We start from the raw sequence: 20,691 nt of genomic DNA on the forward strand, positions 1-20,691 counted from the left end.
CCATGGCCAAGAAGGCAAAGAACTTCAAGAAGTCGAAGACCGGGCTGTACGTGTCGCTCGGCAGTACCGCGTTCGGCGCGATCAGCGTCGCCAAGCAGATCAAGCTGGCCCGCAGCGACGGGGACACGCTGAGGCTGATCGACGCGACCGTGTCCGCCGCCGCCATCGTCACCGGCCTCGCCATCCTCTACCGGGAGCTCAAGCGCCTGGGCGACGAAGACGTCCTGCTGGGCTGAGGGGAAAGTTTCACCGTGACTGTCACGAATGACCTGGTGTCGTACGAGGACGCGCTGGCGTCGTACGACCCCGTCATGGGCCTTGAGGTCCATGTCGAACTCGGCACCAAGACCAAGATGTTCTGCGGCTGTTCCACCGAGCTGGGCGCCGAGCCCAACTCGCAGGCCTGCCCGACCTGTCTGGGCATGCCCGGCGCGCTGCCGGTCGTCAACGCGATCGGCGTCGAGTCCGCGATCAAGATCGGCCTCGCGCTGCACTGCGAGATCGCCGAGTGGTGCCGCTTCGCCCGGAAGAACTACTTCTATCCGGACATGCCGAAGAACTTCCAGACCTCCCAGTACGACGAGCCGATCGCCTTCAACGGCTACCTCGACGTCCAGCTGGACGACGGCGAGGTCTTCCGCGTGGAGATCGAGCGCGCCCACATGGAGGAGGACACCGGCAAGTCGCTGCACGTCGGTGGCGCCACGGGCCGTATCCACGGCGCCTCGCACTCGCTGCTCGACTACAACCGCGCCGGCATCCCGCTCATCGAGATCGTCACCAAGCCGATCGAGGGCGCCGGCGAGCGTGCTCCCGAGGTCGCCAAGGCGTACGTCGCCGAGCTGCGCGAGCTGATCAAGGCGCTCGGCGTCTCGGAAGCGCGCATGGAGCAGGGTCAGATGCGGTGCGACGTGAACCTGTCGCTGCGCCCGCACGGCCGCGAGAAGTTCGGTACGCGCTCCGAGACGAAGAACGTCAACTCGCTGCGGTCCGTGGAGCGCGCGGCCCGCTTCGAGATCCAGCGGCACGCAGCCGTGCTCAACGACGGCGGCACGATCATCCAGGAGACCCGCCACTTCCACGAGGACACGGGGTCGACGACCTCGGGGCGTGTGAAGGAGGAGGCCGAGGACTACCGGTACTTCCCGGAGCCCGACCTCGTGCCGGTCGCGCCGTCCCGTGAATGGGTCGAGGAGCTGCGCGCGGGTCTGCCCGAGCAGCCGCTGGCCCGTCGCAACCGGCTGCGCGAGGAGTGGGGCGTCAACGCCCACGACATGCAGTCGATGCTCAACGCCGGGGCCATCGACCTCATCGTCGCCACGATCGCGGCGGGCGCCGACGCGGCCTCCGCGCGCAAGTGGTGGATGGGTGAGCTGGCGCGTGCGGCCAACGAGTCCGGGGTGGCCCTGGACTCGCTGGCCATCACGCCCGAGCAGGTCGCCCGGGTGGCCGCGCTGGTCGTCGAGGGGTCCCTCAACGACAAGCTGGCCCGGCAGGTCATCGACGGGGTCGTCAAGGGTGAGGGCACGCCCGACGAGGTCGTCGAGAAGCGCGGTCTGAAGGTCGTCTCGGACGAGGGCGCGCTGACGGCTGCCGTCGACGAGGCCATCGCGGGGAACCCCGGTGTCGCGGACAAGATCCGTGGCGGCAAGGTGGCTGCGGTCGGGGCCCTGGTGGGTGCCGTCATGAAGGCCACGCGCGGGCAGGCTGACGCTGCGCGGGTCAAGGAGCTGATCCTTGAGAAGCTGGGTGTCGAGGGCTAGCCCTCGGGCTGTTGTGCGCGGAAGGGCGTTGCACCTGGCGGTGCGGCGCCCTTCGGCGTTCCGCCGTTCGGGGCCGTTCTTGGGTGCGGGTGCGGGTGCGGGTGCGGGTGCGTGGGCCCAAACGATTGCGCAGTTCCCCGCGCCCCTGAAAGCGAAAAGACTGCGCCGTTCCCCGCGCCCCTGGAAGCGAAAGGCAAAAGACTGCGCCGTTCCCCGCGCCCCTGGAGGCGAAAGGTGAACGCTGTGGGGCTACAGAGTCTGTTGGATTGTCGTGTGAACTGGGTCGCAGTCCTGTGAGTAAGGCCATGAATGAGGCCAACGATCACTTTCGGCTGCAAGAGTGACAACGCATCGGTCATGCGTTCTTTGCGGGCAGTTCCCGATAAAGATCCACAAATCCCCCAGGGAGCTCGTCCGTGGCAGCACTCGCACGCTGGTGTGTGCAGCACCGTCTCGTCGCCCTACTGCTCTGGCTCACCGCCCTCGGCGGGACCGCCACCGCCGCACTCGTCGCCGGATCCGCGTACTCGAACGACTACCAGGTGCCGGGCACCGAGTCGGGCCGGGCCGCCGAACTGGTCCAGGACAACTTTCCCGGCCTCGGCGGCGACAGCGACACCGTCGTCTGGCACTCCACCCCGGGCACGGTCCGCGCCGCCGACGTCGAACAGACCATGACCCGCACCCTCGACCGGATCGCCGGCCTGCCGGGAGTGGCGGCCGTCGTCAGCCCGTACGAGGGTTCCGGCAGCGAGGGGCCCGGTTCCGGGCGGATCAGCGGCGACGGGCGTACCGCCTACGCCACGGTGACCTTCGACGAGCTGGCCGAGAACATCGACCCGGGCGAGGCCTCGGCCGTCGTCGCCGCGGCGAAGAGCGCGGAGACCGAGGGGCTGCAGGTCGAGCTGGGCGGCCAGGCCGTCGCCCTCACCGAGTCCTCCGGCGGACACCTCGCCGAGATCGTCGGCGTGGCCGTCGCCGCGGTGGTCCTCTTCCTCGCCTTCGGCTCCCTCGCCGCCTCGGCGCTGCCCATCGCGACGGCCCTGGTGAGCGTCGGCACCGCGTACGCGGGGATCGCGCTGCTCGGGCATGTGATGACGGTGGCCGACTTCGCGCCCATGCTCGGCCTGCTGATCGGGCTGGGCGTCGGCATCGACTACGCGCTGTTCATCGTGACCAGGCACCGCCGCGGTCTCAAGCGCGGGCTCCCGGTCGAGGAGGCCGCCCGGGACGCGGTGGCCACCACCGGGCGCGCGGTCGTCTTCGCGGGCGCCACCGTCTGCGTCGCCCTGCTGGGGATGCTCATCCTGCGGCTCGGCTTCCTGAACGGGGTCGCGATCGCCGCCTCACTCACCGTGGTCCTCACGGTCGCGGCCTCCGTGACCCTGCTGCCCGCGCTGCTCTCCTTCATCGGCATGCGCGCGCTGAGCCGCCGCGAGCGCCGCCGGCTGGCCGAGCACGGGCCCGAACCGGAGGTCCCCACCGGGTTCGCGGCCCGCTGGTCCGCCTTCGTCGAACGGCATCCCAAGCTCCTCGGCGGCGTGGCCGTCGCCGTCATGGCGCTGCTCGCGGTGCCGATGTTCTCCCTGCACCTGGGCACCTCCGACCAGGGCAACAATCCGGGGACGGCCACCACGCGTCAGGCGTACGACCTGATCTCGGAGGGTTTCGGGCCCGGTATGAACGGGCCGCTGACCCTCGTCACGCCCGTCACCGGCGCCCAGGACCGGCTCGCCCTCGACAACCTCGACGCCACGCTCCGGGAGACCGAGGGCGTCCGGGACGTGACCCCGGTGACGTTCGACGGCGACGGGGACACCGCCTACCTCGTCGTCGTACCGGAGTCCTCACCGCAGTCCCGGCAGACCAGCGAACTCGTCGACCGGCTCCGTACCGACGTGCTGCCGCGGGCCGGGGCCGGCACCACCCTCGACGTCCAGGTCGGCGGCATCACCGCCGGATACGACGACTTCGCGGACGTCATCGTCGGGAAACTTCCCCTCTTCGTGGGCGTGGTGATCGGCCTGGGCTGCCTCCTGCTGCTGTTCGCCTTCCGGTCCGTCGGCATCCCGCTGAAGGCCGCCGCGATGAACGTCGCCGCCGTCGCCGCCTCCTTCGGGGTCGTCGTCGCGATCTTCCAGTGGGGCTGGGGCAGCGAACTGCTCGGCCTCGGCCGGGCCGGCCCGATCGAGCCCTTCCTGCCCGTGATCATGGTTTCCGTGCTCTTCGGGCTCTCCATGGACTACCAGGTGTTCCTGGTCGGCCGGATGTACGAGGAGTGGCTGGAGACCGGCGACAACCGCCGGGCCGTCCGCGTGGGCCTCGCGGAGACGAGCCGGGTGATCAACTCCGCCGCCGTGATCATGATCTCGGTCTTCCTGGCCTTCGTGCTCAGCGGTGACCGCGTGATCGCGATGTTCGGCGTCGGGCTGGCCGCCGCCGTCGCCCTCGACGCGTTCGTGCTGCGTACGCTCCTGGTGCCCGCCCTCATGCACCTGCTCGGCGGCGCCAACTGGTGGCTGCCCGGCTGGCTCGACCGGCGCCTGCCGCGGCTCAGTATCGAGCCGCCGGAAATCCGTACCGCCGGTCCGGGCCGCCGTGCGACGATCCCCGGGGCGCGCGGCGACGCGCCCGTGGATGCGGCGGGTGCGGCGGACGCGGTGGACGCGCCGGCGGACGCACCCGTGGCGGTACTCGTGAAGGAGCGACAGCAGGATGTACGCGATATCCCTGGGTGACGACGGCGCCGAACTGCGGCCTCTGGAGCCGTGGCACGCGGACGAGTTCCTGGCCCATCTCGACCGCGGACGCGAGTTCGTCCAGCAGTACATCTCCTTCGGGTCGCGCGTCACGGACGCCGGCTCCGCGCGCGAGCTGCTCCAGTCGTTCGCCGACAAGAAGGCCGCCGACACGGGCAGCCTGCACGGGGTGTGGCTGGACGGGCGGCTCGTCGGCGGGGTGCTCTTCCGGGTCTTCGACGCCGAGCACGGGGTCTGCGAGGTCGGCTGCTGGCTGGAGCCCGCGGCGGCGGGCCGCGGGCTGATCACGCGCGCGATCCGCGTCCTCATCGACTGGGCGGTCGACGTACGCGGCATCCACCGCGTGGAGTGGCACGCGGCCACCGCCAACGTGCCCAGCCTGAACGTGGCGCGACGGCTCGGCATGAGCCGCGAGGGCGTCCTGCGCGAGAACTGGCCGCACCGGGGCGTACGGCAGGACACGGAGGTGTGGTCGGTCCTCGCGCGGGAGTGGCGGGCCGCCCGCGCGGCAGCCGCCGAACAAGGGGATCTGCCGACCCGTGCGTGAGGATCCCGGGATCTTAAAGAAATTCTCAGACAGCGTCCGTACGGTGCGGAGCATGGGAACCAAGACAGAGAACGAGGCCGGGATCGAGACCGGCACCGAGGCGCAGGGTGACGAGGCCGTGAAGCTCGGCAAGAGTGACGAGAAGGGCAGCGGCGGTACGGTCGGCGCGGTCGGAGAGGTCGAGGAGGTCAAGGCCCCCGAGAACGTGGACGAGGACGGTCCCGCCGGTGAGGGCGACGGCGAGCAGGAGCAGGACGAGCAGGCCGTGGTCGCGGCGGGCACCGGTTCCGGTGTGGGCATGGGCGCCGCCGCGGTCGTCTCCGCCGGACTGGGCATCGTCTCGCTGACCGGCAGCTGGGTCGGCACGATCGCGCAGGCGCGCGACTCGCTGTACGGCCAGCTGGAGACCGCGCAGGGCTCGGCCGTCGCCACCCAGATCAAGCAGGTGTACGCCGACTCGTGGAACGCCAACGCCCTGGTCGCCGGCTTCTTCGCGCTGGCCGCGCTGATCGTCGGTGTCGTGGTGCTGGTGAGGCCGGCGTTCGGCAACCCGGACCGGATCCCCGCGCAGTCCCCGTGGGTCAAGTCCGTGGCCTGGGCGGGTGTCTCGCTCGGCGTCATCGGCCTGCTGCTGGCCGCGCTCAAGTACTCCGACATCCTCCTCGGCATGCCGACGACCACCGGCTGACCGACCGCCCGTACGCGCGACACCGCATGTCTGCGCGACACCGCCCGTACGCGCGACACCGCACGTCCTGAGGGGCCTTAGTCCCGCCGTGAGCCACTCACGGCGGGACTAAGGCCCCTCGTGCGTTCAAGATGCGGAACTCTCCCGATGTGGCGCACCCCCCTTGGAGACGAAGGTTGAGGCATCGCGAACGAGCGAAGCCGAAGCCGGCGGTGACTCTCCGCCGGTCACTCCTCACCGGTCACCACGCACCGGTCACTCTTCCCAAGGGGTACGAGATGTTCGAGTACGAGCTCCAGCAGATCCGTTCCGCGGAGATGATCCGCACCGCCGAGAACTACCGCATGGCCCGCGAGGCCGCCCGCACCCGCCGTGCCGCCCGCCACGAGGCCGCGCGATCCGACCACGACGACAGCGAGGGGCGGGTGAACGGCCACCGCACGCGCCGCCCCCGGTTCGCACGCGCCGCATGAACGCCGGGGCACGGCAGGGCGGCCGCACGGGGGTCGGCCGCCCCGCACGCACCACGGCCACGGGCCCGTCCGCCGGCGCGGACGGGCCCGCGGCCGTGGACGGGAGCAAGGCTCCGGCGGTCGTGGCCGTGGGCCGGGGCGGGGCGCCGATAACCAGTGACGCCGTGTCCGACCCCTGTGCGATGCTCGGCGCTGTGGAGACCAGGTCCGTCAGTCCGGTCTTCGTCGGTCGGGCCGACGAGCTGGGCGTACTGAACGACGCGCTCGCCCGTGCCGCCGCGGGCGAGCCACAGGCGCTGCTCCTCGGCGGTGAGGCCGGTGTCGGAAAGACCCGGCTCATCGAGGAGTTCGCGACGGCCGCCTGCCGCGAGGGCGCCGTCGTGGCCGTCGGCGGCTGCGTCGAGATCGGCGCCGACGGACTGCCCTTCGCCCCCTTCTCCACCGCCCTGCGGGCCCTGCGCCGCCACCTGCCCGACGCACTGGCCGCCGCCGCCGCGGGCCAGGAGGAGGAACTGGCCAGGCTGCTGCCCGAGTTGGGGGAGACCACCCGTGGGCGGCACGACGAGGACGGCATGGCCCGCCTCTTCGAACTCACCGTCCGCCTCCTGGAACGCGTCGCCGCCGACCGCCCCGTCGTCGTCCTCCTGGAGGACCTGCACTGGGCGGACGCCTCCACCCGCCACCTCCTCGCCTATCTCTTCCGGACCCTGCGCAGCGGCCACCTCCTCGTCGTCGCCACCTACCGCGCCGACGACATCCACCGCCGCCACCCCCTGCGCCCGCTGCTCGCCGAACTCGACCGGCTGCGCACCGTCCGCCGCATCGAGCTGCGCCGCTTCACCCGCACCGAAGTCGCCCGCCAGATCGCCGGAATCCTCGGTCACGAGCCCGACCCGGCCCAGGCCGACGACATCTTCGCCCGCTCCGACGGCAACGCCTTCTTCGTCGAGGAACTGGCCGTCGCCGCCCTCGACGGCTGCGCCACCGGCCTCACCGACTCCCTGCGCGATCTGCTCCTCGTCCGCGTCGAGAGCCTGCCCGAGAGCTCCCAGCGGGTCGCCAGGATCGTCGCCGAGGGCGGCTCGACGGTCGAGTACCGGCTGCTCGCCGCCGTCGCCCGGCTCTCCGAGGACGACCTCATCGAGGCGCTGCGCGCCGCCGTCGGCGCCAACATCCTCCTCGCGACACCCGCCGGCGACGGCTACCGCTTCCGCCACTCCCTGGTGCGCGAGGCCGTCGGCGACGACCTGCTCCCCGGCGAGCGCTCCCGCCTCAACCGCCGCTACGCGGAAGTCCTGGAGGCCGACCCCTCACTCGTACCGGCAGGCGAGCGCGCCGCCCGGCTGGCCAGCCACTGGTACCACGCGCACGACGCCGCGAAGGCCCTGCCCGCCGTCCTCGACGCCTCCGTCGCGGCCCGCCGCCGGCACGCCTACTCGGAGCAGGTACGCCTCCTGGAACGGGCGATGGAGCTGTGGGACACGGCCCCCGGGCCCGTACGCGCCGCACTGCGCACCGCCGACTACAGCGAGGCCTACCCGCCCCCACCGCCCGAGGTGCGCGCCGGGAGCGCCGCCGGCCGCGACCCGGCCACCACCCCGCTGCACTACCTCGACCTCATGGCCGAGGCCGCCGTCGCGGGCCGGCTCTGCGGGGAACGCAAACGCGCGCTGAAGACAACCAAACGGGCCCTGCACCTCCTGGAGGACGAGCAGGACCCCCTGCGTGCCGCCTGGTTCTGGATCCAGCGCTCCCGGCTCGTCGAAGGACAGGGCCTCGGTGACGGCTGGCAGGAACTCGGCACCGCGCAGGACCTCGTCCGAGGGCTGCCGCCCTCCGAGGTGCACGCCGACGTCCTCGCCCACGTCGCCAACTGGCTGATGGTGCACCGGCCCGGCCCGGACGCCCTCCAGGCCGCAGAACGCGCCGTGCAGTACGCCCGGATGGTCGGAGCCCGCGACATCGAGCTGAACGCCCGCCTCACCCTGGGCGGACTCCTGGTCGAGTCCGGTGACATCGGCGCCGGACTCGCCGAGGTGCGCGAGGTCAAGGAACGGGCCACGGAACTGGGCGCCGCCTATGTGATGGGCCGCGCCCATGTGAACCTCCCCTCGCATCTGGAAGGCGTCGGCCGCTCCCAGGAAGCCGTCGGCATCCTGGAGGAAGGCGTCCGGCTCACCCGCAGATACGGCCTCCTGGACACCGAGGCCTGGATCTGGAGCAACCTCGGCGAATCCCTCTTCTCGCTGGGCCGCTGGCCCGAGGCCGCCGAAGCCGGACACAACTCCGAGCGGGTCGGCCAGAGCGCCAAACCCCGGGGCTTCCGCACCATGCTCCACGCCCGCCTCGAACTGGCCCGGGGCGACCTGACCACCGCACGCGCCCGACTGGCCGAGGCCCGCGGCCACTTCGGCACCCACGACGCCGTACCCCAGAACGCGCTGCCGCTGACCACCCTCGCCATCGGCATCGCCGCGGGCGAGGGCCGCCTCCTGGACGCCCGCACGGAACTGGCCGAGGCACTGGACCTCGGCTTCCCGCCGGGCACCCAACGCTACGGCTGGCCCCTGCTGCTCGCCGCGGCGACCGCGGAGGCCGACGCCCGCGGACTGCCCGCCACCGAACCGGGCCGCACCGAACTCGTCGAGCGCCTGCGCACGACCGCCAAGTCCCTCGCCACGAACGTGCCCGTATGGCAGGCGCACGAGCGCTGGGTACGCGTCGAACTGCTGCGTGCCGAGAGCCGGGACACCCCGGACGACTGGTCCGAGGTCGTCGCGGCCTTCGAACCGCTGGAGCGCCCGTACGACCTGGCCCGCGTCCGGCACCGGCTCGCGGAGGCCCTCCTGGGCTCCGGCGGCACGGACGAGGAGCGGGGCCGCGCCACCGAGCTGCTGCGGCTGGCCCGCGCCGTCGCCGACCACCTCGGCGCACGGCCGCTCACCGACGCCGTCGCCCTGCTCGCGCAGCGCGCCCGCCTCACCCTCGCCCGCTCGCCCGGACGGACCCCGCTCGCTCCCGCCGACCCGGCCGAGGCGCTCGGTCTCACCAGCCGCGAGCGTGACGTCCTGCGCCTGGTGGCCGTCGGCCGCACCAACCGCCAGATCGCCGAGGAGCTCTTCATCTCCCCGAAGACGGCCAGCGTCCACGTCTCGAACATCCTGGCCAAGCTCGGTGTCTCGGGCCGGGGCGAGGCGGCGGCCGTCGCGCACCGGATGCGGCTGTTCCCGCCGGAGACGGCCGCCGCCCGCCCGACCGGACGAGCCGGCTGACTTCCACGAGGTGAGGTTTACGCTGTAAGAGACGCCGGGCCGAAGGAGCCGCTGTGTTCAACATGATCGAGAATCTCTTCGCACCGGGCCGCAAGCACACCGACGACGAGAACAAGCGGCTGGAACTGACCCGCGTGGATCTGAACGACGGTGACCCCGGACGCGGCCCCATAGATCTGACCTCGGGCAAGGTGGTCGTCCGCCCGCCGACCCAGCCCACGGGGGAGCGGGACGAGCGGGACGGGCCGGACGGGTCCGAGAAGCAGGGCGGGCCGGAGGCGCCGGACCAACCGGAGACTTCCGCCTAGGCATCTCGCCCCACCTCACTTCGCCCCATTTCACCTAGCCCTACTTCACTTCCAGCTCCAGGATCCGGTCGTCCCCGCTGCCCGGGGTGCCCCTGCCGTCCGTCTCGCTCGTGACCAGCCACAGCTTGCCGCCGCCCGCCGACACCACCGTGCGCAGCCGGCCGTACTTCTCCTCCAGGAAGGCCTGGGGCTTCGCCGACTCCTCCGTGCCCTTGAGCGGGATGCGCCACAGCCGCTTGCCGCGCAGGCCCGCCATCCAGACGGAGCCCTCCGCGTAGGCGATACCGCTGGGAGAGGCCTCGTCGGTGCTCCACTGGTCGATCGGGCTCTCGTACTTCGAGTCGTCGGACCTGCCCTCCACGTCCGGCCAGCCGTAGTTGCCGCCCGGCTTGATGTGGTTCAGCTCGTCCCAGGTGTCCTGGCCGAACTCCGAGGCGAACAGCCGCTGCTTGGAGTCCCAGGCCAGGCCCTGCACATTGCGGTGCCCGTAGGAGTAGACGGGCGAGTCGAAGGGATTGCCCGGGGCCGGTTCGCCCTCCGGGGTCAGGCGGAGGATCTTGCCGCCCGTCGACTTCTTGTCCTGGGCCAGCTCGGTGACATAGGTCTCGCCCGTGCCCACGTACAGCATCTTGTCCGGGCCGAAGGCGATCCGGCCGCCGTTGTGGTTCGTGCCCTTGGGGATGCCCCGGAACACCGTGTCGGGGGCGCCCAGCCGCTCACCGGCCGGCCTCTTCGCGTCGTACTGCATGCGCACGATGCGGTTGTCCGAGTCCGAGGTGAAGTACGCGTAGACCATGTGGTCCGACGCGTACGTCGGGGACAGGGCCAGGCCCATCAGGCCGCCCTCGCCGCCGGGGGCGACCCCGGGCACCGAGCCGACCTCGGTCTTCTTACCGGTCTTCTCGTCGACCAGGGTGATCGTCCCCTCGTCGCGCGAGGACACCAGGAGGCCGCCCTCCGGCAGGGGCGCCAGGCCCCACGGTGTCTTGAGGCCCTCGGTGACGGTCCGCACGACCTTCACGGAGCCCTTGGCGGGCGGTGCCTCCTCGGCCGCCCGCTCGGAGGGCGGGGGAGAGGTGCCGGGCTTCGGAGAGACCCAGGGCGTACTCCCGCCGCCGTCCGAACTCCCCCCGTCGTCCGAGGAGCATCCGGCCGTCAGCAGGAGCGTGGCTGCGGCCAACACGGCCGTCACAGCTCGACGTTGCACGATGCGGGATCCCTTCGACGTGGCAGGTTCTACTTTTCATACACCGCCCGGGTCTCCCGAGTTCCCGATCACGGACACCGAATCGCCGGACCCGCGCCCGAACCGGGCGATGCAGGGCCGGAAACGCGGCTCAGCCCCCGAATCCCGCTCAGTCCCAGGACCCCAGCGCCGCGGGCAGTTCCGCCACCTCGGCGAGGTCCTCCGCCGTCAGCCGCAGCCCGGCCGCCGCCGCGTTCTCCGCGGCCCAGCACTCCCGCTTGGTCCCGGGCACCGGAACCACCTGCTTCCCGCGCGACAGCACCCACGCGAGCGCCACCTGCGCGGGGGTGACGTCCGTGCCCCGCGCCCCGGCCGAGTGGCGGGCCGCGATACGGCGCAGGCCGACGACGATCGGCTGGTTCGCGGCCATCATCTCGGCGGTGAACCGGGGATGCCGGGCCCGCAGGTCATCGGGTTCGAACCCCTCACCGGGAGTGAGGGTCCCGGTCAAGAAGCCGTTGCCGAGCGGCATCGCGGCGAGGAAGCCGACCCCGCGCGCCTCGCACCACGGCAGCAGGGTCTCCAGCGCCTCCGGCGACCACACCGACAACTCGGCCTGAACCGCGCTCACCGGGAAGACCTGCTGCACCCGCTCCAGCTTCCGTATCGTCCCGTCGTGCAGCCGCGCACCCGGCCTGCGGCCCGCGCGGGCGCCCACCGCGCACAGCCCCAGAGCCCGCACCTTCCCGGCCGAGACGAGCTCGGCCATCGCGCCCCAGGTCTCCTCGACCGGCACCTCCGGGTCCTCGCGGTGCAGTTGGTAGAGGTCTATGACATCCGTCTGCAGGCGGCGCAACGAGGCGTCGCACGCCCGCTTCACATACCCGGGGCGGCCGTTGGCCACGATGTGCTGCTCACCCACCAGCAGGCCGACCTTGGTCGACACGAAGGCATCCGCACGCCGCCCTTTCAGCGCGCGGCCCACCAGCAGCTCGTTGGTGAACGGCCCGTACATGTCGGCGGTGTCCAGGAGCGTGGCGCCCCGGTCGAGGGCCGCGTGCACCGTGCGCAGTGATTCGGCACCCCGCTGCCGCGAACCCGCGTACGCCCAGTTCATCGGCATGCACCCGAGGCCGACAGCCCCCACTTCGAGCGCCGCCGCCCCGATCGTCCTGCGCTCCACGTGGCCGTGCCCTCCCTCTCCTGGCACCCCAAACTAACCTCTGCGTCCACGGGCGCTTCGCATAGCCTCCTGACCATGACGTACGAAGTGTGGCTCCCGTTTCAACCCGACGAACTCGAAGGCCTTCCCCAGGGCCTCGACTATCGCTACTGGAACGGAGAGGAGGACTTTCCCGCGGACCCCGCCGACTGCGCCTTCTACGTCGTGCCCTACATGAAGGGCGCCGACGTCTCCGTGCGGCCCCTGGCCGACATGACCTCGGTGCAGGTCGTGCAGACGCTGTCGGCCGGCATCGACCACGTGCAGCCGGGCCTCGAACTGCTGCCCGACGGCGTGCAGTTGTGCAACGCGCGCGGTGTGCACGACGCGAGCACCGCCGAACTCGCCCTCACCCTGATCCTCGCTTCACTGCGCGGCATCCCCGACTTCGTCCGCGGACAGGACAGCGAGGAATGGCGGTCCGGGTTCCGTCCCGCGCTCGCGGACAAGAGCGTTCTCATCGTCGGCTACGGAGCGGTGGGTTCGGCCATCGAGGACCGGCTCGCGCCGTTCGAGCTCGCGCGGGTGGCGCGCGTCGCGCGCTCCGCACGTGAGACCGCGCGCGGCCCCGTGCATCCGATTTCCGCCCTGCGGGAGCTTCTGCCGGAAGCCGATGTGGTGGTGCTCATCACGCCGCTCACCGAGCAGACGAAAGGCCTGGCCGGGGCCGATTTCCTGGCCCGGATGAAGGACGGGGCGCTCCTCGTGAACGTGTCCCGCGGCGGTGTCGTCGACACCAAGGCGCTCCTCGCCGAACTGGAGAGCGGCCGGCTCCGGGCGGCCCTGGACGTCACCGACCCCGAACCACTGCCGCCGGGGCACCCCCTGTGGCACGCCCCGAACGTGCTCATCAGCCCCCATGTGGGCGGCCCCACCTCCGCGTTCTTCCCACGGGCCCGACGGCTCCTCCTGGATCAGTTGAACCGCTTCGTGAACCGGGAGCCACTGCGGAACGTGGTCCATACGACGGGCTCGTAGTCCTCCCCACTCCCGTCCCGGCGCGTACGGAGGGCACTCATGGGTACCCTCCGCATTCCACCGAACGCGCGCCGTGTCCAATTCCCCGCCGACCGTCACGGAGCGTAGAGGAACTATGTCCCTGAGTGACGAGACTGGTGTATCGTCCCGACAGGGGCTGCGCCGCGCACCATCCGGCGCCGGGGACTGAGAGACAGCAACAGCGAGGGGGGCGACGGGCGATGCACGGCCTATGGACCAACGATCCGACGCGACGGGGTCGCCGACGGCGGCCCTGGTGTCCACCCGCGCGCAGATGCGGCCACAGCGGCCATCACCACCGCCGGCCGAGCGGTCGCAGGCGTCACGCACATCCGGCGCACCGGGACCAGAGGGACTCGGGGGCGGCTCGGCCCGGAGAGACACAGTGAGCTCCCCGGGGGCCGTGCTGACCCGCGGTCAGGTCGCCGGGGGCGGGACGGGCATGGTCCCGCAACTCGTGCTCGCCCTCATGTGCGCGGGATACGCCGTCGGTTCCGCGCTCGGCTGGGGCTCTCCACGACTCGCCCTGATCATGGGCGACTTCGGACTGAGCGCGGCGGCCGCCACCGCGGCCGTCTCCTGCTTCCTCTGCGCCCGCACCCGGCGCAGCCGCTTTCGACCCGCATGGCTGCTCTTCTCGCTCTCCTCCGCGATGGCGGCGGTGGGCAACTTCGTCTGGGGCTGGTACGAGGTAGTCCTGCAGATCCAGGTGCCCAGCCCCAGCTACGCGGACCTGTTCTTCCTGTGCTTCGCCCCACCGGCCATCGTGGGACTGCTCGTCCTCGCCAAACGGCCGGTGAGCAAGGCCGGCTGGGTCTGCCTGGGACTCGACGCCTGGCTGATCGGCGGCTCCCTGCTCACGCTCTCCTGGAGCCTCGCGCTCGCCCAGGCGGCCAAGGCGGAGGAACCGAGCGTTCCCCACACCGCGTTGTCGCTCGCGTATCCGCTGCTCGACATCGCCCTCGTGAGCATGGTGCTCGCACTGCACTTCAGGCGGTCGGCGGTGAACCGCTCCGCGGTGAACACCGCGATCGGGGCGCTGGCCCTGACGGTGATGTGCGACGCCCTGTTCACCTCGCCACTGCTCCACAACGACTACCGCTCCGGGCAGCTGCTCGACGCCGGCTGGTTCGCCGGCTCACTGCTGCTCGCCTACGCCCCCTGGGTGGGGCAGGGGCACGGACACACGGAAGAAGAGGGGCACACGCGCGTGGTGTACGGCTACGTGCCCGGGCCCCGGCAGGGACAACCGGCACACGTGCCCCTCCAGGAGGGAGGCCACGGCCGGTATCCCCTCGGCCGGCCCGTCAGCAGTTCGCTGGCGGCGCTCACCCCCTACCTGGCCGCCGCCGTCTGCACGCTGGGGATTCTCTACAACGTGCTCAACGGCCGCAGCGTCGACCGCGTGGTGCTCGTCACCGGAGGCACGGTCGTGCTCGCCCTCGTCGTGCGCCAGGGCATCATGCTCGTCGACAACATCACCCTCACGCACGAACTGGCCCAGAAGGAGAACCACTTCCGCTCGCTGGTGCAGGGCTCCAGCGACGTCATCATGATCGCCGCACCGAACGGCATCCTGCGGTACGTCAGCCCGGCCGCGGCCGGGGTCTACGGACGGCCCGCCGAGGAACTGGTCGGCTCCGAACTGGCCACGCTGATCCACCCGGAGGACCTGGGCTGCGTGGTGCACGAGGTGCGCCGATTCCTCGCCGCCAGCCCCGCGGAGGAACCCACGACCCGCATGGAGTGCCGTTTCCGGTCCGGCGGCGGAGGCTGGCTCAACGTCGAGTCGACCGTCAACCGCCACCACGGCGGCCTCATCTTCAACAGCCGTGACGTGACCGAACGGGTGCGCCTGCAGGCCCAGTTGCAGCACAACGCCGAACACGACCCGCTCACCGACCTGCCCAACCGCGCCCTGTTCACCCAGCGCGTCGGACAGGCGCTCTCCGGCCGACGCTCCTCCGACCACGGCACCGCCGTGCTCTTCATCGACCTCGACGGCTTCAAGGCGGTCAACGACACCATCGGCCACCAGGCCGGTGACGAACTCCTCGTCCAGGCCGCCCGCAGACTCCAGGACGCGGTCCGCAAGGGAGACACCGCCTCCCGGCTCGGCGGCGACGAGTTCGCCGCCCTGATCGTCGGCGACGGCTCCCGCGACCGCACCGCGCGCGAGCGCCACATCTTCGAACTCGCCGACCGGCTGCGTACGACCCTGTCGCAGCCGTACCTCATCGACGGCAACGATGTCCGGGTCGCCGCCTCCATCGGGGTGTCCTTCTCCGAGCCCGGCCTGGGCGCGGGCGAACTGCTGCGCAACGCCGACCTGGCGATGTACCGCGCGAAGGCGGCCGGCAAGGGCCGCGTCGAGCTGTACGTGCCACAGATGCAGCAGGACGTCGTCCGCAAGGCGGAGCTGGCCACCAGGCTGCGTGCCGCCCTGCACGACGGCGAGTTCGCCCTGCTGCACCAGCCCGTGGTCTGCCTCGACACCGGCCGGATCACCGCGGTGGCCGCGCAGGCGCGCTGGCGCTCGGCCCAGGGGGTGCTGTTCACGCCCGCCGAGTTCCTGCGCGTCGCCGAGGACAGCGACCGCACCGCCGAACTCGGCCGCTGGATGCTGGAGGAAGCGGTCGAACAGGCCGCCGAGCGCGCGGCCACCGGACTCGCCGTGCCCGTCGCCGTCCGGATGACCGCCCGCAGACTCCTCGACCGCTCCATGCCGCTGAGCTCCGTGGAGGCGCTGCTCACCCGGCACGGACTGCCCTCCGGCGCCCTGATCGTGGAGCTGGCCGAGACGGACCCCAAGGTCTCCCTGGACGAGCTGGAGCGCCGCCTCAAGGCGCTCAGGCGGCTCGGCGTCCGGATCGCCCTGGAAGGCTTCGGCAGCGGGTACGCCACGATCACCGCGCTGCGCCGGCTCCCCGTCGACGTACTGAAACTGGACCGCGGTCTGGTCGAGGGGGTCGTCGAGTCCGCCCGGCTGCACAAGATCACCAGCGGACTGCTGCGGATCGCCAACGACCTGGGGCTGCAGTCCGTGGCCGACGGCGTGGATCTGCCCGAGCAGGTGATCGCCCTGCGCTCGATGGGCTGCACCCATGGACAGGGCGTGGCCTTCTCGGGACCGCTGGACGAGTACCGAATGCGCCGAGCCCTCGCCGGCGGTGTCTACAGCGTGCCCCACGGCCCCGTCGAACCCGTCTTCGCAGGAGGTGGTGGCAGCGGCGTCTTCGCAGGTGGGGGCAGCAGTGCGTACGCGGCAGGCGCCGCCTCGGGAGGGTATGGAACCGGTATCGCGCTCCGCTCACATAATGAGACTCCCGTCCCACCCACTTGACACGCACAGCGTGCCGGGGGGAGGGTCTGTGCCATGCGCACCCGAATTCTCGTACTTGGAAAGCGCGTCGGCTGAGCAGGGAAGCACCGGATCGATGACCCGGAAGTCCCCGCTACCGCACCCGACGCGCTCCCCTCGCCTGCCTCACGGCACGAGGGGTTTTTTGTTGCACCAGTGACTGTCGATCAGTAACCGCACACCGCTCAAAACTCGCAAAAACCCTCAGCATCGAGAAGAGAATGCCGATGACCGAGCAGGCCACCGGGGCCCACCACCCGCAGCCGCGGCCCCGTTCCGGAGGACAGCAGTCCGCCCCCGAGCAGGTGACGGGAGCGCAGTCCCTCGTCCGTGCTCTTGAGGAGGTCGGGGCCGACACGGTATTCGGCATTCCCGGCGGCACCATCCTTCCGGCGTACGACCCGCTGATGGACTCCAAGCGGGTGCGGCACGTGCTGGTCCGCCACGAGCAGGGCGCGGGCCACGCGGCCACCGGGTACGCGCAGGCCACCGGCAAGGTCGGCGTGTGCATGGCGACGTCCGGGCCGGGCGCCACCAACCTGGTCACCCCGATCGCGGACGCCCACATGGACTCCGTGCCGCTGGTCGCGATCACCGGGCAGGTCGTCTCCAAGGCGATCGGCACGGACGCCTTCCAGGAGGCGGACATCGTCGGCATCACCATGCCGATCACCAAGCACAGTTTCCTGGTCACCAGGGCGGAGGACATCCCCCAGGCGATCGCGCAGGCGTTCCACATCGCCTCCAGCGGCCGCCCCGGACCGGTCCTGGTCGACATCCCCAAGGACATCCTCCAGGCCAGGACCACCTTCTCCTGGCCGCCGGTCATGGACCTGCCCGGCTACCGCCCGGTGACCAAGCCGCACGCCAAGCAGATCCGCGAGGCGGCCCGGCTGATCACCCAGGCGAAGCGGCCCGTCCTCTACGTCGGCGGCGGCGTCATCAAGTCCGGCGCCACCGCCGAACTGAAGGTCCTCGCAGAACTCACCGGAGCGCCCGTCACCACCACCCTGATGGCGCTCGGCGCATTCCCCGACAGCCACCCGCTGCACGTGGGAATGCCGGGCATGCACGGTTCGGTCACCGCCGTCACCGCGCTGCAGAAGGCCGACCTGATCGTCGCCCTCGGAGCCCGCTTCGACGACCGCGTCACCGGCAAGCTGGACAGCTTCGCCCCGCACGCGAAGATCGTCCACGCCGATATCGACCCGGCCGAGATCGGCAAGAACCGCGCCGCCGACGTGCCGATCGTCGGAGACGCCCGCGAGGTCATCGCCGATCTGATCCAGGCCGTGCAGAAGGAGCACAGCGACGGTCACCCCGGCGACTACACCGCCTGGTGGAAGGACCTCGGCCGCTGGCGCGAGACCTACCCGCTGGGGTACGAGCAGCCCGACAACGGCTCGCTCTCCCCGCAGCAGGTCATCGAGCGCGTCGGACAGCTCGCCCCGCAGGGAACGATCTTCGCCGCGGGGGTCGGCCAGCACCAGATGTGGGCCGCGCACTACATCCAGTACGAGCAGCCCGCGACCTGGCTGAACTCCGGCGGCGCCGGGACGATGGGCTACGCGGTCCCGGCCGCGATGGGTGCCAAGGCCGGCGCACCGGACCGCACGGTCTGGGCGATCGACGGTGACGGCTGCTTCCAGATGACCAATCAGGAACTCACCACCTGCGCCCTGAACAACATCCCGATCAAGGTCGCCATCATCAACAACGGCGCCCTCGGGATGGTCCGCCAGTGGCAGACCCTCTTCTACAACCAGCGGTACTCCAACACCGTGCTGCACTCCGGTCCGGACGCCGACGGCAAGCAGCCGAGCGCCGGCACCCGCGTCCCCGACTTCGTGAAGCTGTCGGAGGCCATGGGCTGCTACGCGATCCGCTGCGAGTCGGCCGACGACCTGGACAAGGTCATCGAAGAGGCGAACTCGATCAACGACCGTCCCGTCGTGATCGACTTCATCGTCCACGAGGACGCCATGGTGTGGCCGATGGTCGCCGCCGGCACCTCGAACGACGAGATCCTGGCCGCCCGGGACGTCCGCCCCGACTTCGGCGACAACGAAGACGACTGAGAGCCGTAGGTAAAGGAAGCAGACCCATGTCCAAGCACACGCTCTCCGTCCTGGTGGAGAACAAGCCCGGTGTCCTCGCCCGGATCACCGCCCTGTTCTCCCGGCGCGGCTTCAACATCGACTCCCTCGCGGTCGGTGTCACCGAGCACGCCGACATCTCGCGCATCACCATCGTGGTGAACGTGATCGAGGCACTCCCGCTCGAACAGGTCACCAAGCAGCTCAACAAGCTCGTCAACGTGCTGAAGATCGTCGAGCTGGAACCCGGCGCGGCCGTCCAGCGCGAACTCGTTCTGGTGAAGGTGCGCGCCGACAACGAGACGCGCTCCCAGATCGTGGAGATCGTCCAGCTGTTCCGCGCCAAGACCGTCGACGTCTCCCCGGAGGCCGTCACCATCGAGGCCACCGGCGGCGCCGACAAGCTGGAGGCCATGCTCAAGATGCTGGAGCCGTTCGGCATCAAGGAGCTGGTCCAGTCCGGCACGATCGCCATCGGCCGCGGCTCCCGCTCGATCACCGACCGGTCGCTGCGGGCCCTGGAGCGGTCCGCGTAGACCGCGGGCCGCCCGCATTTCGAGACCCCGGAACTTCCCCTCATCCCTCCGGCATACGGTGGGACGCAACACCTGCACACCAAGGAGAGAACCCAAAGTGGCCGAGCTGTTCTACGACGCTGACGCCGACCTGTCCATCATCCAGGGCCGCAAGGTCGCGGTCATCGGTTACGGCAGTCAGGGCCACGCCCATGCGCTGTCGCTCCGTGACTCGGGCGTCGACGTCCGGGTCGGTCTGCACGAGGGCTCCAAGTCCAAGGCGAAGGCCGAGGAGCAGGGCCTGCGCGTGGTGACCCCCTCGGAGGCCGCCGCCGAGGCCGACGTCATCATGATCCTCGTCCCGGACCCGATCCAGGCCCAGGTCTACGAGGAGTCCATCAAGGACAACCTCAACGACGGCGACGCGCTGTTCTTCGGCCACGGCCTGAACATCCGCTTCGGCTTCATCAAGCCCCCGGCCGGCGTCGACGTCTGCATGGTCGCCCCCAAGGGCCCGGGCCACCTGGTCCGCCGCCAGTACGAGGAGGGCCGCGGCGTCCCGTGTATCGCGGCCGTCGAGCAGGACGCGACCGGCAACGGCTTCCCGCTGGCGCTCTCGTACGCGAAGGGCATCGGCGGCACCCGCGCCGGCGTCATCAAGACGACCTTCACCGAGGAGACCGAGACCGACCTGTTCGGTGAGCAGGCCGTCCTGTGCGGTGGTACGGCCGCGCTGGTCAAGGCGGGCTTCGAGACGCTGACCGAGGCCGGTTACCAGCCGGAGATCGCGTACTTCGAGTGCCTGCACGAGCTGAAGCTCATCGTCGACCTCATGTACGAGGGCGGCCTGGAGAAGATGCGCTGGTCGATCTCCGAGACCGCCGAGTGGGGCGACTACGTCACCGGCCCGCGGATCATCACGGACGCCACCAAGGCCGAGATGAAGAAGGTCCTCGCCGAGATCCAGGACGGCACCTTCGCCCAGGCGTGGATGGACGAGTACCACGGCGGTCTGAAGAAGTACAACGAGTACAAGACGGCTGACGCCGAGTCCCTGCTGGAGACCACCGGCAAGGAACTGCGCAAGCTGATGTCGTGGGTCAACGACGACGAGTGACTCCGTCGGTTCGGCCGTGGTACCGGGGTTGCGCCCCGGTGCCGCGGCCGTAGCCGTCTGCCCGTGGCGCCGCACGGGGCTCTGCCCCGGACCCCGCTCCTCAAACGCCGGAGGGGCTGAGTATGCGCCCGCGCGCTGAGGTGCACGTGCGGGTGATCCTTCTGCGGAGGCGCGTGAACACGGCGCGTCGCCACTAGACTGCAGCACTACATACGCGTCGGGCCCACAGCGTCGTGCGTCTTCCACGCGGCAATCCTTCACCGCCTGCGGCCGTCGGGACGGCCGTCCGCATTGGACTTGTGAGGACTCACGTGAGCTCGAAACCTGTCGTACTCATCGCTGAAGAACTGTCGCCCGCGACGGTGGACGCACTGGGCCCGGACTT

General features: G+C 70.9%; 15 protein-coding genes. 13 read left to right on the forward strand and 2 right to left on the reverse strand.

Annotation, left to right across the window (positions count from 1 at the left end; all coding sequences use genetic code 11):
* The first annotated feature begins 2 nt into the window (after positions 1-2).
* The 8 genes from C6Y14_RS40245 to C6Y14_RS40280 all read left to right on the forward strand — a co-directional run bounded on the left by C6Y14_RS40245 (position 3) and on the right by C6Y14_RS40280 (position 9,810).
* Positions 3-236 (forward strand): hypothetical protein, encoded by a 234-nt coding sequence (locus C6Y14_RS40245; protein WP_189776246.1) that lies wholly within the window; start codon positions 3-5, stop codon positions 234-236.
* 15 nt (positions 237-251) lie between these two features.
* Positions 252-1,763 carry an Asp-tRNA(Asn)/Glu-tRNA(Gln) amidotransferase subunit GatB gene (gene gatB, locus C6Y14_RS40250; RefSeq protein ID WP_107021892.1) on the forward strand — a complete coding sequence of 504 codons (1,512 nt, stop codon included), beginning with the start codon at positions 252-254 and terminating at the stop codon, positions 1,761-1,763.
* Positions 1,764-2,179: 416 nt separating this feature from the next.
* Positions 2,180-4,501 (forward strand): MMPL family transporter, encoded by a 2,322-nt coding sequence (locus tag C6Y14_RS40255; protein WP_107021893.1) that lies wholly within the window; start codon positions 2,180-2,182, stop codon positions 4,499-4,501.
* A complete protein-coding gene (locus C6Y14_RS40260; RefSeq protein ID WP_107021894.1) occupies positions 4,479-5,069 on the forward strand; it encodes a GNAT family N-acetyltransferase in 591 nt (196 codons plus the stop codon). Before C6Y14_RS40255 ends, C6Y14_RS40260 begins: the two co-directional genes overlap by 23 nt.
* 52 nt (positions 5,070-5,121) lie before the next feature.
* Positions 5,122-5,757, forward strand: coding sequence for a hypothetical protein (locus tag C6Y14_RS40265; RefSeq protein WP_107021895.1), 636 nt, complete (start codon positions 5,122-5,124; stop codon positions 5,755-5,757).
* 278 nt (positions 5,758-6,035) lie between these two features.
* Complete coding sequence (locus C6Y14_RS40270; protein ID WP_107021910.1) at positions 6,036-6,230, forward strand: hypothetical protein; 195 nt, start codon at positions 6,036-6,038, stop codon at positions 6,228-6,230.
* Positions 6,231-6,412: 182 nt separating this feature from the next.
* On the forward strand, positions 6,413-9,502 hold the full coding sequence (locus C6Y14_RS40275; RefSeq protein ID WP_199855037.1) for a helix-turn-helix transcriptional regulator: 3,090 nt from the start codon (positions 6,413-6,415) through the stop codon (positions 9,500-9,502).
* A 62-nt stretch (positions 9,503-9,564) separates the two neighbouring features.
* Positions 9,565-9,810 carry a DUF6191 domain-containing protein gene (locus C6Y14_RS40280; protein ID WP_404828913.1) on the forward strand — a complete coding sequence of 82 codons (246 nt, stop codon included), beginning with the start codon at positions 9,565-9,567 and terminating at the stop codon, positions 9,808-9,810.
* 40 nt (positions 9,811-9,850) lie between these two features.
* On the opposite strand, the gene C6Y14_RS40285 is transcribed toward C6Y14_RS40280, so the two are convergent.
* On the reverse strand, positions 9,851-11,002 hold the full coding sequence (locus tag C6Y14_RS40285) for a PQQ-dependent sugar dehydrogenase (protein ID WP_107021898.1): 1,152 nt from the start codon (positions 11,000-11,002) through the stop codon (positions 9,851-9,853).
* Between the two features lie 163 nt (positions 11,003-11,165).
* Positions 11,166-12,179: an aldo/keto reductase gene (locus C6Y14_RS40290; protein ID WP_107021899.1), complete on the reverse strand. Its 1,014-nt coding sequence runs from the start codon at positions 12,177-12,179 to the stop codon at positions 11,166-11,168.
* Positions 12,180-12,254: 75 nt separating this feature from the next.
* Between C6Y14_RS40290 and C6Y14_RS40295 the strand changes: the two genes are divergently transcribed.
* From C6Y14_RS40295 to ilvC, 5 genes are all read left to right on the forward strand, one after another.
* A complete protein-coding gene (locus C6Y14_RS40295) occupies positions 12,255-13,196 on the forward strand; it encodes a 2-hydroxyacid dehydrogenase (RefSeq protein WP_107021900.1) in 942 nt (313 codons plus the stop codon).
* Positions 13,197-13,659: 463 nt separating this feature from the next.
* Positions 13,660-16,560 carry a putative bifunctional diguanylate cyclase/phosphodiesterase gene (locus C6Y14_RS40300; protein WP_225891522.1) on the forward strand — a complete coding sequence of 967 codons (2,901 nt, stop codon included), beginning with the start codon at positions 13,660-13,662 and terminating at the stop codon, positions 16,558-16,560.
* A gap of 239 nt (positions 16,561-16,799) precedes the next feature.
* On the forward strand, positions 16,800-18,656 hold the full coding sequence (locus C6Y14_RS40305; RefSeq protein WP_107021901.1) for an acetolactate synthase large subunit: 1,857 nt from the start codon (positions 16,800-16,802) through the stop codon (positions 18,654-18,656).
* 26 nt (positions 18,657-18,682) lie between these two features.
* Positions 18,683-19,210 carry an acetolactate synthase small subunit gene (gene ilvN, locus C6Y14_RS40310; protein WP_107021902.1) on the forward strand — a complete coding sequence of 176 codons (528 nt, stop codon included), beginning with the start codon at positions 18,683-18,685 and terminating at the stop codon, positions 19,208-19,210.
* Between the two features lie 97 nt (positions 19,211-19,307).
* Entirely contained in the window at positions 19,308-20,306 is a 999-nt protein-coding gene (ilvC, locus tag C6Y14_RS40315) for a ketol-acid reductoisomerase (RefSeq protein ID WP_107021903.1), read from the forward strand.
* Positions 20,307-20,691 lie beyond the last annotated feature (385 nt).

This window comes from Streptomyces dioscori (assembly GCF_003024195.1).
Classification (GTDB): domain Bacteria; phylum Actinomycetota; class Actinomycetes; order Streptomycetales; family Streptomycetaceae; genus Streptomyces; species Streptomyces dioscori.

Bases quoted from the DNA above. Each gene is read 5' to 3' on its own strand.
- C6Y14_RS40245 (WP_189776246.1), top strand. From the start codon at position 3: ATGGCCAAGAAGGCAAAGAACTTCAAGAAGTCGAAGACCGGGCTGTAC.
- C6Y14_RS40260 (WP_107021894.1), top strand. From the start codon at position 4,479: ATGTACGCGATATCCCTGGGTGACGACGGCGCCGAACTGCGGCCTCTG.
- C6Y14_RS40265 (WP_107021895.1), top strand. From the start codon at position 5,122: ATGGGAACCAAGACAGAGAACGAGGCCGGGATCGAGACCGGCACCGAG.
- C6Y14_RS40270 (WP_107021910.1), top strand. From the start codon at position 6,036: ATGTTCGAGTACGAGCTCCAGCAGATCCGTTCCGCGGAGATGATCCGC.
- C6Y14_RS40275 (WP_199855037.1), top strand. From the start codon at position 6,413: ATGCTCGGCGCTGTGGAGACCAGGTCCGTCAGTCCGGTCTTCGTCGGT.
- C6Y14_RS40280 (WP_404828913.1), top strand. From the start codon at position 9,565: ATGATCGAGAATCTCTTCGCACCGGGCCGCAAGCACACCGACGACGAG.
- C6Y14_RS40295 (WP_107021900.1), top strand. From the start codon at position 12,255: ATGACGTACGAAGTGTGGCTCCCGTTTCAACCCGACGAACTCGAAGGC.
- C6Y14_RS40300 (WP_225891522.1), top strand. From the start codon at position 13,660: ATGGTCCCGCAACTCGTGCTCGCCCTCATGTGCGCGGGATACGCCGTC.
- C6Y14_RS40305 (WP_107021901.1), top strand. From the start codon at position 16,800: ATGCCGATGACCGAGCAGGCCACCGGGGCCCACCACCCGCAGCCGCGG.
- ilvN (WP_107021902.1), top strand. From the start codon at position 18,683: ATGTCCAAGCACACGCTCTCCGTCCTGGTGGAGAACAAGCCCGGTGTC.